The 13231-nt window shown below is 46.8% G+C and carries 12 protein-coding genes; 9 read left to right on the top strand and 3 right to left on the bottom strand.

Annotation, left to right across the window (positions count from 1 at the left end; all coding sequences use genetic code 11):
- The 6 genes from V7D78_RS05245 to V7D78_RS05270 all read left to right on the top strand — a co-directional run.
- On the top strand, positions 1 to 392 hold a 392-nt coding region (locus V7D78_RS05245; protein WP_333607383.1), incomplete at its 5' end, for a hypothetical protein.
- Positions 382 to 831, top strand: coding sequence for a ribosomal protein S18-alanine N-acetyltransferase (rimI, locus tag V7D78_RS05250; protein WP_333607384.1), 450 nt, complete (start codon positions 382 to 384; stop codon positions 829 to 831). The genes V7D78_RS05245 and rimI, both read left to right, overlap by 11 nt.
- A gap of 103 nt (positions 832 to 934) precedes the next feature.
- Positions 935 to 2521, top strand: a complete 1587-nt coding sequence (gene prfC / locus V7D78_RS05255) for a peptide chain release factor 3 (RefSeq protein ID WP_333607385.1) — start codon at positions 935 to 937, stop codon at positions 2519 to 2521.
- A 12-nt stretch (positions 2522 to 2533) separates the two neighbouring features.
- Positions 2534 to 4273, top strand: coding sequence for an arginine--tRNA ligase (gene argS / locus V7D78_RS05260; RefSeq protein WP_333607386.1), 1740 nt, complete (start codon positions 2534 to 2536; stop codon positions 4271 to 4273).
- Complete coding sequence (gene pdxH, locus V7D78_RS05265; RefSeq protein WP_333607387.1) at positions 4273 to 4911, top strand: pyridoxamine 5'-phosphate oxidase; 639 nt, start codon at positions 4273 to 4275, stop codon at positions 4909 to 4911. The genes argS and pdxH overlap by 1 nt, the downstream gene beginning before the upstream one ends.
- Positions 4902 to 5732: a TatD family hydrolase gene (locus V7D78_RS05270; protein ID WP_333607388.1), complete on the top strand. Its 831-nt coding sequence runs from the start codon at positions 4902 to 4904 to the stop codon at positions 5730 to 5732. The genes pdxH and V7D78_RS05270 overlap by 10 nt, the downstream gene beginning before the upstream one ends.
- Here V7D78_RS05270 and V7D78_RS05275 read toward each other — a convergent pair.
- Positions 5729 to 6328: a hypothetical protein gene (locus tag V7D78_RS05275; protein ID WP_333607389.1), complete on the bottom strand. Its 600-nt coding sequence runs from the start codon at positions 6326 to 6328 to the stop codon at positions 5729 to 5731. The genes V7D78_RS05270 and V7D78_RS05275 overlap by 4 nt on opposite strands.
- Positions 6329 to 6405: 77 nt before the next feature.
- Between V7D78_RS05275 and serB the strand changes: the two genes are divergently transcribed.
- Positions 6406 to 7464, top strand: coding sequence for a phosphoserine phosphatase SerB (serB, locus tag V7D78_RS05280; protein WP_333607390.1), 1059 nt, complete (start codon positions 6406 to 6408; stop codon positions 7462 to 7464).
- Positions 7461 to 8354 carry an alpha/beta fold hydrolase gene (locus tag V7D78_RS05285; RefSeq protein ID WP_333607391.1) on the top strand — a complete coding sequence of 298 codons (894 nt, stop codon included), beginning with the start codon at positions 7461 to 7463 and terminating at the stop codon, positions 8352 to 8354. Before serB ends, V7D78_RS05285 begins: the two co-directional genes overlap by 4 nt.
- Here V7D78_RS05285 and V7D78_RS05290 read toward each other — a convergent pair.
- Positions 8328 to 10859 (bottom strand): PilZ domain-containing protein, encoded by a 2532-nt coding sequence (locus tag V7D78_RS05290; protein ID WP_333607392.1) that lies wholly within the window; start codon positions 10857 to 10859, stop codon positions 8328 to 8330. The genes V7D78_RS05285 and V7D78_RS05290 overlap by 27 nt on opposite strands.
- A 120-nt stretch (positions 10860 to 10979) precedes the next feature.
- On the opposite strand from V7D78_RS05290, the gene radA reads away from it, so the two are divergent.
- Positions 10980 to 12341: a DNA repair protein RadA gene (radA, locus tag V7D78_RS05295; protein WP_333607393.1), complete on the top strand. Its 1362-nt coding sequence runs from the start codon at positions 10980 to 10982 to the stop codon at positions 12339 to 12341.
- A 53-nt stretch (positions 12342 to 12394) separates the two neighbouring features.
- On the opposite strand, the gene V7D78_RS05300 is transcribed toward radA, so the two are convergent.
- Positions 12395 to 13144 carry an outer membrane protein assembly factor BamD gene (locus V7D78_RS05300; RefSeq protein ID WP_333607394.1) on the bottom strand — a complete coding sequence of 250 codons (750 nt, stop codon included), beginning with the start codon at positions 13142 to 13144 and terminating at the stop codon, positions 12395 to 12397.
- Between the last annotated feature and the right edge of the window lie 87 nt (positions 13145 to 13231).

Consider the following 13231-nt stretch of genomic DNA (forward strand, 5'->3'; position numbering starts at 1 on the left):
GGTTGGGGGTTCGAATCCCTCTGCCCCTGCCACTTATCTGTATTATGAATATATCAGCAAGCCAATCTCAATTACTTCGTCAGCTTAATATTAAGCCTTTGCATGCTCGTGACGATTTTTTCCCAAACCATACAACCAACAACAATGACTTAGCCAGCAGTCCGACTGAACTGTTGTTGCCTCAGCAAAGTGTGCTGTCTGATGATATCAACTGCTTACTGGCGACGAGCTCTGTAAGTGGTTGGCTACTTGACCCTGCTGCAAATGAATGCAGACTTTCAGCTGACAATGAGCTATTGATCACGCCTATACTTGAGAAGCTCAAACAAACGGAACTTAAACGGCAGCTATGGTTACTGCTACAACCCTTACTGATTGAATATGTTGATTAGAGCCCTGACGGTTGCCGATATTCCGGCATTGCTGGCCATTGAAACAGCCGCTAATCCTTACCCATGGACAGCAGGGGTGTTTAAGTCTTGTTTTGGTAGTCAGTACTTTAATTTTGGCATCTTTGGTGATGAGCAGTTATTAGGTTTTTACTTTGGCCAATTTATTGCTATCGAAAGTCAGTTGTTTAATATCTGTGTACGCAGCGATCAGCAAGGTAAAGGGCTCGGCGCAACATTGCTTGCGCATTTTATTGCCGAGTCTCAGCTGCGTAGTGCTACGGAGGCCTGGTTAGAAGTCAGAGCCTCTAACCACGCTGCAATTCATTTATACCAAAAGCATGGTTTTATTGAGGCCGGCTGTCGGCCAAACTACTACAGCAGTGCCACTGGTAAAGAAGATGCGCTCATGCTGTGCCTGCCACTGCGTTTTGCCAATTAATCCTGTACTGTGCCAGCGGCAGTGATGCTGCTATAATCCGCAGCAATTATTTTGACATTGTTTTTTCAGCCAGCTAGCTGGTTGCTCACTGATATTGGATACCATGAATAAAGATAAATTTCTGCACGAAATAGAGAGCAGACGCACTTTTGCAATTATTTCGCACCCTGATGCCGGTAAAACCACTATTACTGAAAAGGTATTACTGTTTGGTAACCTGATCCAAAAAGCTGGTACGGTAAAGGGGAAAAAGTCTGGTCAATATGCTACGTCTGACTGGATGGAAATGGAAAAGGAGCGCGGTATCTCTGTTACTACCTCTGTTATGCAGTTTCCTTATAATGACTGTCTCGTCAATTTGTTAGATACACCCGGTCACGAGGATTTCTCGGAAGATACCTATCGCACCTTAACCGCAGTAGACTCTTGTTTAATGGTGATTGATGGTGCCAAGGGCGTTGAAGATCGCACCATTAAATTGATGGAAGTGACCCGGCTGCGAGATACGCCTATTATCACCTTTATGAACAAGATGGACCGCGATATCCGCGATCCTGTTGATTTGCTTGATGAAGTTGAAAACGTACTTAATATTGCCTGTGCACCTATCACCTGGCCTATAGCGTCAGGTAAAGAATTTAAAGGGGTGTACCATATTTTGCGTGATGAGGTCATTTTGTATAAATCTGGTATGGGCCATACTATTCAAGACGTCGATATTATTAAAGGCCTGCATAACCCTGAGCTCGATAAACGTATTGGCTATTATGCCGCTCAGCTGCGTGAAGAAATGGAGTTGGTGCAGGGCGCGAGTAATGACTTTGATCAGGAGTTGTTTTTAAAAGGCGAATTAACCCCGGTGTTCTTCGGTACAGCCTTGGGTAACTTTGGTGTTGATCATATGCTCGACGGTTTGACCGCATGGGCACCTAAGCCGCAGTCGCGGTTAACCAATAGCCGCAAGGTGGAGCCATCTGAGACAGGCTTCAGCGGTTTTGTTTTTAAAATTCAAGCCAATATGGATCCGAAACATCGTGACCGGGTAGCATTTTTACGTATTGTTTCTGGTAAATATGAGAAAGGCATGAAAGTCCGGCATGTGCGGATTGGTAAAGACGTGCTGATCCCGCAAGCATTGACCTTCTTAGCCGGAGATCGCGAGCATCTGGATGAAGCCTATCCGGGTGATATTATCGGTTTGCATAACCACGGCACGATAAAAATTGGTGACACCTTTACCACCGGTGAAGATATGCAGTTTACTGGTATTCCGAACTTTGCCCCTGAGCTGTTCCGGCGTATCCGTTTACGTGACCCGCTGAAGCAAAAGCAATTATTAAAAGGCCTGGTGCAATTATCCGAAGAGGGCGCGGTACAGGTGTTCCGGCCACTGGATAATAACGATTTAATTGTAGGTGCCGTTGGTGTGCTGCAGTTTGATGTCGTAGTGAGCCGCTTAAAATCAGAATACAACGTCGATGCAATGTATGAAAGTGTCAACGTGGCCACTGCTCGCTGGGTATATTGTGAGGATGGCAAGACATTGCAGGAATTCCAGAATAAAGCCAGCAACAACCTGGCGCTGGATGGCGGTGACAACCTGACTTACATTGCGCCGACTATGGTTAACCTGAATTTGGCGATAGAGCGTTACCCAAAAATTTCTTTCCACAAAACCCGTGAACACTAACAGGCTATCAGCATGAACATTAAGCAATTACTTACCGAAAAAACTCAGGCCGCTTTTGTTGCTCTGGGCTTACCTGCTGATACCAATGCCGCTGTTACCGTTAGTACGCGTATTGAGTTTGGTGATTATCAGATTAACGGTGCTATGTCCGCCGCTAAGTGGCTAAAAACCAATCCGCGCCAATTGGCAGAGCAGTTAGTACAACAGTTGCAATTAGCAGGCATAGCGGCAAAAACTGACATAGCAGGCCCGGGTTTTATTAATGTCACGTTGGATAACCAATGGCTGGCAGCACAATTACAGCAAGCCGTTGGTGATAGCCGGCTTGGCGTCAGTGTTAACCCTCAACCGCAAACAGTGGTCGTGGATTATTCGGCGCCCAATTTAGCCAAAGAAATGCATGTTGGCCATTTACGCTCCACTATTATCGGCGATGCGGTAGTGCGCACGCTGGAATTTTGGGGGGACAGGGTGATGCGGCAGAATCATATGGGCGATTGGGGTACCCAATTTGGTATGCTGATCGCGCATTTGGAAGATAAACTGGCAGCGGGTGTCGATTTAGAGCAGGTCGCTTTAGCTGATTTAGAAGATTTTTATCGCGAAGCAAAAAAACGCTTTGATGATGAAGCGGGCTTTGCTGATAAATCGCGTGATTATGTGGTAAAGCTGCAAAGCGGTGACAGTCATTGCCAAAAGTTGTGGCAATTATTTATAGATACCTCAATCAAGCACAGCGAGGAGGTCTATCAGCGACTCAACGTGACCCTGAGCCATGCAGACATTAAGCCTGAAAGTGCTTATAACAAGATGCTGCAGACGATAGTGCATGATTTAAAAGCCAAACAGCTGGCAGTGGAAGATCAGGGCGCCCTAGTGGTGTTTTTGCAAGAGCTGGCAGATAAAGAGGGTAATCCTTCGCCTTTTATCGTGCAAAAAACCGGTGGTGGCTTTTTGTATTCGACTACCGATTTAGCGGCATGCCAGTACCGTAGCCATCAGTTAATGGCTGACAGAGTCATTATTTTTACCGATGCGCGTCAGGCACTGCACTTTAAACAGGTGGAACTGGTTGCTCGTAAAGCCGGTTATCTGCGTGACACCACCACTTACGATCATTGCCCTTTTGGCACCATGATGGGTGAAGACGGTAAACCCTTTAAAACCCGTACCGGCGGTACTGTTAAGCTGGCTGAATTACTGGAAGAAGCGGTGGTCAGAGCGGCTGCGGTAGTGCAGGAAAAGGCGACAGAGTTAAGCGCGGCGGATATGGCTGAAGTGGCGCGTAAAGTAGGGATAGGCGCGGTAAAATTTGCCGACCTCTCTAAAAACCGCAGCAGTGATTATATCTTTAGCTGGAATGCGATGCTGAGCTTTGAAGGCGCCACGGCACCTTATTTACAATATGCCTACAGCCGGGTACGCAGCATTTTGCGCAAGGCGGCGGTGGCAGACAATTTTTCAGCCACTATCCAGATTGGTGCTGAGCAGGAAAAACAGCTGGCAGTAAAACTGTTACGTTTTGAAGAAACCTTGCAGTTGGTGATGAAAGATGCCCAACCTAATTTGCTGTGTAATTACCTGTACGAACTGGCCAGCTTGTATATGAGCTTTTATGAAGCCTGTCCTATATTAAAAGACGGCATTGAACCAGATGTTCGTGATAGCCGTTTAATGCTCAGTATTTTATCCTCGCAGATGCTCAAACAAGGCCTGGACTTGCTCGGTATTGAGGTAATGGAGCGCATGTAATGAAGATTGACGATATTCGCCGCAGCTACATTAAAGACAAATTGGATCTGGATAAGCTTAATGCCGATCCAGTCGTGCAGTTTGAGGCCTGGTTAAAAGATGCTATAGCGGCAGAGTTACCGGATCCGACAGCGATGTGCGTGGCGAGTGTCGATAGTGAAGGCCAGCCGTCACAGCGGCTGGTATTACTAAAAGATGTCAATCAGCAGGGCTTTACCTTTTACACCAACCTTGGTAGCCGTAAGGCAACAGAGCTGAGTGCTAACCCCAAAGTCTGCCTGCATTTTCCGTGGCACCCACTAGAGCGGCAGGTGATTGTCTACGGTACGGCCGAGCGGGTACCGAGCAGTCAGGTAGTGAAATACTTTTTATCGCGGCCGAAAGAAAGCCAGCTGGCCGCCTGGGCCTCAGAACAAAGTCGGCCGGTCTCTACCCGTCAGGCGCTGCTACAAAAATTTGCGGAAATAAAACATAAGTTTGAGCAGGGTGAAGTGCCTTTACCATCATTTTGGGGCGGATTTTTAGTTCGGCCACACAAAATTGAATTTTGGCAGGGCGGTGAGCACCGGCTGCATGACCGCTTCATGTATTCCCTAAAACAGGATAATACTTGGCAAATAGAGCGGCTATGTCCCTGAGTGCTGATGCCGCAGCTGATATTAGTCATCTACGACCTGGTTGTTTTAAGTTGTTCGATAGTCATTGCCACCTTGATTTACCTGACCTGGCTGCCGGGCATGCGCTGCACTGGCAACAAGCACAAGCGGTTGGGGTGGCTGAGTTACTGATCCCTGCGGTCGAGCAGGCCGCCTGGCAAAATCTACTTGAAATGCATGCGTTACAACCCGCCTGGCATATTGCACTGGGTATTCACCCCTGGTGGGCAGAAAAACACGACCTTACTCATATAGCGCTGCTAGACCAACAGTTGAAACTGCATACTGCGGCCGTTTGCGCCATTGGCGAAATTGGCCTTGATTTTGCGTTGCCAGAAGCGACCTTTGACAAGCAACAGCAATTGTTCGACGCGCAGATTGCGGTGGCTAAGTACTATGCTAAACCGCTTATTTTGCATCATCGTAAGAGCCAGCCACAGTTGCTGGCCGCACTAAAGCCACATCAATTTAGTAAAGGGGGCATTTTGCATGCGTTTTCGGGTAGCCAACAACAAGCAAAAAAATTTTTGGATTTGGGCTTTAAGCTGGGTATAGGCGGCACTATTACTTATGACCGGGCCGAGAAAACACGCAATACCGTGAAAATGTTACCGCTCGACAGCTTTGTGTTGGAAACCGATGCACCGGCCATGCCATTGGCAGGCTTTCAGGGGACAATCAATACACCGGCACAATTGGCACGGGTGTTTAGTGTTTTTTGCCAACTACGCACTGAACCGGCTTTGCAGATTGCTGAGCAATTGTGGCAAAACACGCAGCAGGTTTTAAAACTGAGTGCTTAATGCGAGCGCCCAGGGCCTTGCCATCGTACTGACTGGCGTGACCAGCGGGTAAAACCACGCTTTAACAAAAACACTGTGATACCTGCCATCAACAGTAAACCGAGAAACTGTTGCATTAATAGCTGCCAGTCGGCATATCCTGGTAACAAGCTGGCATCGGTTTTAACGCTAATTTTTATGTAGCCAAGTAACTGCTGCTCAAGGCGGATTTCCTCCACCATTGCCAGCAAAGGCTCTGTTTGCTCGGGGTGATAAAGCAGCCGGGCACTGCTGCTATTTTGCGACCAGCTCATTCTCACGCCATTGGAATCATAAATGACTACATCATGCAAATAAGGATTGGCCGCGATATGTTGGGTAAGTTGCTCGAGCCCTTCAAGCTGATCACTGTTAATCAGATAAGCGGCAGTGTGGGATAACGCATACAGGGTTTCACGCATCAGCTGCTGGCTGTGTTGTTGTAACAAGTAATGCCCCTGCTGTTTCGCTAACACCCAGCTATGTAATACAAACCAGAGCAGGACTACGGCTAACAGTAACTGCAACAACTTAATATAACTTGATGTAGACTGAGGTATTGCGATATTGTGCTGCATATTTTGTCAGTCAATCAGTTGCTTTCACCAGTGCGACTTAGGATGCCATGGTATAAGCATTAAGTATAGGTCGAGTTGTGGCGTTTATATATCAGTGTGATCCAGCTTTAACCGCTCAGTATTCCCCCGCCCAGTTAATGGCATTAAGGCCAGTATGGTATCTGCGTTGTTACCAACAGCAACTGCAGCTCGCTTGTGATAAGCCTTTAGCTGAGCTGACTGCCCTTGTTGATGACCTCCCTGTCGTTACGCCCAGCAAGGCTAGCATTCGTTTGTTTGCCGCTATACCCGATTGGTCGCAGCTGCAGCAGCTGTTTTCAATGCTGCCCTTGCTGCACAACTGGGTAGTGGTTCGCCGCTACAAGCCGCACGCTGAATTAGCCGCGGGTTGGCTAATCGAATTACCGCAAGCACTGGATGACATTGCGCAACATCAACTCAAAACCTTGGCAGCGAGCTTTTCTGGTGAGTTAGTCTATCTGGATGCTGCCCCTAGCCTGACTGAGCCGGGTTTGCTGGTAATGGATATGGATTCTACGGCCATTCAGATTGAATGCATCGATGAAATCGCCAAATTGGCTGGTGTCGGGGAGCAAGTGACAGCAGTTACGGCTCGGGCCATGAATGGTGAGCTGGATTTTGCGCAAAGTTTAATCCAACGGGTGGCTACTCTTGCTGGGGCGCCAGAATCAGTATTACAGCAAGTGTTGTCTGCGCTGCCGTTGATGTCAGGTTTACCGCAGTTAGTTCAGCATCTGCAGGATCATCAATGGCAGGTGGCCATTGCCTCCGGTGGCTTTACTTACTTTACCGAGGCATTAAAGCAGCAACTGGCATTAACAGCGACCTTTGCTAATCAGTTGCAGATTATTGATGGCAAACTCACTGGTAAGGTGCTGGGTGAGATTGTCGATGCCAATACTAAAGCCAGTGTTGTACAGCAACTTGCCAGTCAGTATAAAATCAAGCCTGAACAAACCGTGGCTATTGGTGATGGCGCTAATGATTTACCGATGTTAGCCAAGGCAACGCTGGGGGTTGCGTTTCACGCTAAACCGAAAGTGCAGGGGGCCGCTAAGGCTGCCATCCGGCAGGGATCCTTATTGCAACTGCTTTATTTATTGGATGAGGCATGAAGCATCAGCAAACCTCTTTGTATCTCGAGCGCCACAGTTATCAATTACACTTACGTAGGCTGATGCCTATGCAAGCCTGTTTGTCGCCTGTACTTTATATTCATGGCGCCATCGAAAATGGCCGCATCTTTTACAGCCCGTCTGGAAAAGGTTTAGCCTGTTTTTTGGCCGATCAGGGCTTTGTTGGTTATTGCGCCGATCTGGCCGGTCGGGGTCTGTCAAAGCCACATGTCTCCAGTGGCTTTGATCAGAGTCAGCAACAAGCCATTTGCGATGATATCCCAGCGTTAATTGAGCATATTTACCAGTTACATCAACAGCCTGTAACCCTGATAGCTCATTCTTGGGGAGGGGTATTAGTTAGTGCCAGCTTAGCCAGACATCCTAAGTTAGTAACTAAAATTAAAGCAAAAGTGTGTTTTGGTACTAAAAGAGTGATTAGCGTGCGAAACTGGCAGCGGCGGATAAAAATTGACTGGCTCTGGCAGCAGTTTGCGCCCTGGCTGGGAAGGAGATATGGTTTTATTCCCGCTAAACGCTGGCGATTTGGTGCTGACGACGAGCCAAAACGTTTTTTAAATGATACTTTACCGTGGATTGCCGGTGCACCATTTACGGATATAACTGATGGCTTTGACTATGCCGCTGCATGCAGGCAGCTAAGCTGGCCGCCACTATGGCACTTTGCTGCGGCAGCAGATACCTTATTAGGGCATCCACATGATATACAGCAGTTTATACAAGAAACCGCACAGCAACAGGCGCGTTTTACCCTGTTACAGCATTCTGCTCAAAGCAAGCATCGCTATGATCATATCTCGATGCTGACGCATGCTGAAGCCAGAGAAGAGCATTTTCAGCATTTAGCTGACTGGTTGCGACACTTGTAACAGAAACTGTTTTTGCCGCTTTTGTTGTTCTGCCGTTAATTCAATACCAAAGCGAAGCGGTATTTCAGCAGAGATATCCAGTACTTCTCCTACTCCAGCCACGCTCCATAACTCCTCTTCCAGTGATTTAGCTTTGTGAATAGCATAAATGCTAATGTAATTAAGTTCTTTGGTGATGTAATCGGCATCAAGTCGACCAGTTCTGGATAGAAATATTTTAAATGCAAATAATAGATCCTGCTGCAAAGCCTGGCGGATAAAATCTTGTTTGTCTTGTTCGGTGTTGAATTCATAGTCGTAATGGCTGCTTAACTTGGCCGGATCGACACTGCCCGCTGACAAGCGCATATATAACTCATAGCTGTATGGGGCATCAAAGCGTTTCATGTTTTTTAGCTGGCTGGCAAATTGCAAATTCGCCGCGTTATTTTGCAACAATGGTTCCAGCTGCAGTGTATCAGCCTGGCCTTGCGGTAAACTTAATAAGCGGTGCAGTAAATTGAGCTGCAAACCACGGCCAACCACATTCACATCGTAGCGGATCCCCTTGCGATGCACATAAAAAGCAAAGCTGTTTTGCACTTTTAAGTACATGTTTCGAAGGGCTTCAGACATACCAGGATATTTTGGCGTTTCTTCCGCCAGGGTCAGTTTCGCCCTGTTACTTTGAATTAGCTGCTGAAAAAACAGCCGACCTGGATGGGATTGCTCGGTGGGCGGGACCCGCAAATTCATAATGGTTTTACTTTTGCTGACGGCCATGACTTCGTAAGGCAACTGTTGAAGCTGAAATTTATTAGTGATTTTTTGCAGATCTGGTAACGCCAGTAATACCCGCTGGCCTTTACTGAATGTCACAGCTTGTTCTGTTTCAATTTGCAGTCCGCCAGCGGAAAAATCTCTGCTAAATCCTTGAATGGAGGGCAGGTCAGCACCTTGTTCAATGCTGATACTGGTTTTATATAAATAACGTGATTCAGCCCTTAGATTAACATAGTGCACCGGTATGGCTTCGCACGGGGCGGTTATAGCTGCCCGCCTACAGGCAAACTGATTTAGCTCTCGAAGTTGCTCAGGGGCATATGTATATTGTTGATACCAAAAAGAGCTGTGTTGTTGGCTAATATCGGTCAGGCTGACAATAAACCTCAGAGTTTTGATGATCCCCTGAATGAGTGGCGGTGGTCGTGTTGCTACTTCACTTTGCTGGTGGGCGCCAGCCGGGACGGCGTAATGCTGGGTGGCATCTTGATCTGAGGTGCGCAGCAGGCATAACTGAAATACCCGAAAACTGTTTTTACCGGCACCAAAGCCAAAGAATAACTGGCGTAGTGCCAGCGATTCCTCCAGTTCAATATTGGTCGCGCTGTAAAAATATAGCTTACCTTTGGCGGCGTGGGTAAACGTGTAGAGTAAAGCCGATTTTTGCTCAGTGTCTTGTTTTAACAGCTGGTTGAGTCTTTTTGCCGTTAACAGCGCTGGCAATACAGGCTGCTGTTGTTCATCTAAAAAATAATGCCAGATGTGTTTATTGTAATCAGTGGTTAAGGCAAAACGGGCCGTAACCACTTTATCCATTAGATTGAAAAAAACAGGTAAGCAATTGATATGAGGTAAAAAAAACTGCTCATACCCCTTGGTGATGACAGCATCAGTTGCATTATCTAAATTCACTTTATAGCGGCGTTTATTGCCATGGATAAACTGTTGTAAAAAACGACTAAACTGCTGTTCTTGGTCATCGGCAAGACGTTTTAATCGCCAGTAACTGAATTTATCCTGCTGCTCAATATCAAGTAGCTGATAATCGACGCCATGCGCCAACTCCAGTGTAAACTCCTGCTCTAAACCTTTAAAGGCGATATTTATGTGCTGGCCCACTTCAGCCTCACGGCCTTTAGGGATTTTCAATTTGCAGCCTGACACTGATAAATCGCTGGTACTGGCCATAAATCGATTATTATCAAAGCGCACTTCTACATCAATGCCGAAATTCATTCGTTCTTCACGACGGCTGATATAATGGCCAAATTGGATCAGTTTAATACCATCGTTGTTATCTGCAGAGGTCTCTGGTTCGGGTTCTGAAGCGGTAGTCGTCAAAGTGTTTTTTTGTAATACGCTTTGCAGCCGCTGAGCTGTCTCTTTCCGGTGCATGACTCGAAAATTATTATCTGCGTTCATCACCTCTTCGTATACGCCAAGGGTATACTGACCAAACTGAGCGATGCCTGTTTCAAATAAACGAACTGCCTGATCATCCATATAATGAGTTTTGTCGCGGTAATTATAAGGGCGAACCTCACCATCCACGTGGCCACGCAAATCAATAAAAAAATCGCAAGGCTGCGCTAGCCTTTTTAATTCCATTTTTAACAAAAATTGTTTTGATTTTGCTAAATCGGCAGTCAGCTGTAGAAATAACGGCTCAAACTCAGCCGACTTGGTCAGCGCTTTAAGCTGGTCAATAATATGCTGATGTTCTTTTAAATCGGCTGCAGTCATAGTTTTACTAGTTTAGTGCCAAAATACTGGCAGCTTCTGGTTATAATCAAGGTTACGCTACGTGGTTATAAATTGAAAAGCAATATCTATGCCTTTCATTCAAATTGAGAAATTTTATTTATGGCAAAACAAAAAACCGGCTATGTTTGTAATGAGTGTGGTGCCGATTTTATGCGCTGGCAGGGCCAGTGCACCGAATGTGGTGCCTGGAACAGTATAACGGAAGTCAGGCTGGGTGCGATTAAACCGAAACATAGTCGTGCCGATGGTTATGCTGGTGCCACACAGGCCGCTATTATCCGTCTGGATCAGGTTGATTTGCAGGATGTACCGCGCTTTAGCTCGGGCTTCAGTGAATTTGACCGGGTATTAGGTGGTGGCATAGTGCCTGGCTCGGCAATTCTGATTGGTGGCCACCCTGGGGCGGGTAAAAGTACCTTATTGCTGCAGATGATGTGTCAGTTGGCGGCCAGTGGCGGGGCACTTTATGTCACTGGTGAGGAATCATTGCAACAGGTAGCGATGCGGGCACAACGATTGGGCTTGCCGATGGAACATTTGAATATGTTGGCTGAAACTAATGTTGAAACCATCTGTCATTTGGCACAACAGGCTCTGCCGCGCATTATGGTGATTGACTCGATACAGGTGATGCAACTGGCAGATATACAGTCAGCACCAGGCAGTGTCTCTCAGGTGCGTGAAAGTGCCGCCTTTTTAACTCGCTTTGCCAAACAGCATAATGTCGCCATTATTATGGTGGGCCATGTCACGAAAGACGGTTCTTTAGCCGGCCCTAAAGTGCTGGAGCATTGTATAGATTGCTCGGTAATGCTCGATGGTGATGCTGATGGCCGCTATCGCACCTTGCGGGGCACTAAAAACCGCTTTGGTGCGGTAAATGAGTTGGGCGTCTTTGCCATGACAGGTCAGGGCATGAAAGAAGTAAAGAATCCTTCTGCCATTTTCTTAACCCGTGGCAAAGAAGATCAGTCGGGCAGTATTGTGATGGTGCTATGGGAAGGGACCAGGCCCTTGCTGGTTGAAATTCAGGGCTTAGTCGATTATTCGCCGCTAAATAACCCGCGACGGGTCACCCTAGGCATGGAGCAAAACCGGATTTCTATGCTTTTGGCAGTAATGCATCGTCATGCCGGTATTCAGATGGCCGATCAGGATGTATTTGTAAACGTAGTGGGAGGCGTAAAAGTTAACGAAACCAGTGCCGACTTAGCCACCTTACTGGCATTGGTATCAAGCTTTCGAGATAAACCCTTACCAAATGATTTAGTGGTATTCGGCGAAGTAGGCTTGGCAGGCGAAATACGGCCGGTGCCCAGTGGTCAGGAGCGTTTAAAAGAGGCGGCTAAGCATGGCTTTAAACGCGCTATCGTGCCAAAAGCTAATGCACCTAAACAAGCGATAGCAGGGATGGAAGTGATAGGGGTAACTAAGCTGTCTGAAGCACTGGAAGCGATTTAAAAAGCACTAAGCTCCACAAGGGAGCTTAGTGCTAAAAGTATTATTAACGAGGTTTAGAAGCGTTGGTTGTCAGGGAAGTTTAATTTTAGTACCTGATAACTGTCGTCACGAAGTTTGGTCAGACCCAGTTGGCCATAACTCTCTACCATCACTTCTAACGCTTGTTCTACCAGTGGTGAATCACGGAAGTACTCAACCACATATTTACCGCGATTAGCTGCCGCTAAATAGGCACCACGACGTAAGTAATAGTCTGCGACCAGCAGCTCATGCCGGGCCAGGGTATCTTTAATTTCGACCATGCGTCTTTTAGCGGTATCACTGTATTTACTGTCAGGGTAGTTGGTAACTAAAATTTTGAAATCCTCAAAAGCCTGACGGGTACTGCTGAGATCGCGGTCGGCACGGTCTACCCCAAAAAATTCCTGAAAGGTATTTTCGTCCGTTTTCAGGTTACTCATACCACGCATGTAGTAAACATAATCCAAATCTGGCTGATTGGGATTTAAGCGGATAAAACGGTCAATGCTGGCTAATGCCTGTGGCACATTTCCGGACTGGTAATAGGCAAAGATCAGATCTAACTGCACCTGACGGGCTACAGGGCCGAAAGGATGACGACTTTCTACTTCGCGTAGCAATTCAATAGCACGATTATAAAGCCCAGAGTCCAGTACATCCTTTGCTTGTTGGTACATCACCTGAGCACTTTGTGTACTGGCTTGAGGCGGCTCTTTCGGTTTGCCAGCACAAGCGCTTAACACGGCTGCACACAGAATTATCAGTATAATATTTGCTTTCATCTAAAAATCCGTTACTACTTAAGCTAAATGGCTGTCTAGTCTTGAGTAAAATCGTTAAAATACATGTTATCGCAATTTTACCCCAGA

Origin of the sequence: Arsukibacterium sp., from assembly GCF_036735525.1 — a bacterium.
GTDB lineage: Bacteria > Pseudomonadota > Gammaproteobacteria > Enterobacterales > Alteromonadaceae > Alishewanella.

Coding starts and splice junctions, on each gene's coding strand:
- prfC (WP_333607385.1), top strand. CDS start 935: ATGAATAAAGATAAATTTCTGCACGAAATAGAGAGCAGACGCACTTTT.
- V7D78_RS05275 (WP_333607389.1), bottom strand. CDS start 6,328: ATGCAGCACAATATCGCAATACCTCAGTCTACATCAAGTTATATTAAG.
- rimI (WP_333607384.1), top strand. CDS start 382: ATGTTGATTAGAGCCCTGACGGTTGCCGATATTCCGGCATTGCTGGCC.
- V7D78_RS05300 (WP_333607394.1), bottom strand. CDS start 13,144: ATGAAAGCAAATATTATACTGATAATTCTGTGTGCAGCCGTGTTAAGC.
- pdxH (WP_333607387.1), top strand. CDS start 4,273: ATGAAGATTGACGATATTCGCCGCAGCTACATTAAAGACAAATTGGAT.
- V7D78_RS05285 (WP_333607391.1), top strand. CDS start 7,461: ATGAAGCATCAGCAAACCTCTTTGTATCTCGAGCGCCACAGTTATCAA.
- radA (WP_333607393.1), top strand. CDS start 10,980: ATGGCAAAACAAAAAACCGGCTATGTTTGTAATGAGTGTGGTGCCGAT.
- argS (WP_333607386.1), top strand. CDS start 2,534: ATGAACATTAAGCAATTACTTACCGAAAAAACTCAGGCCGCTTTTGTT.
- V7D78_RS05270 (WP_333607388.1), top strand. CDS start 4,902: ATGTCCCTGAGTGCTGATGCCGCAGCTGATATTAGTCATCTACGACCT.
- V7D78_RS05290 (WP_333607392.1), bottom strand. CDS start 10,859: ATGACTGCAGCCGATTTAAAAGAACATCAGCATATTATTGACCAGCTT.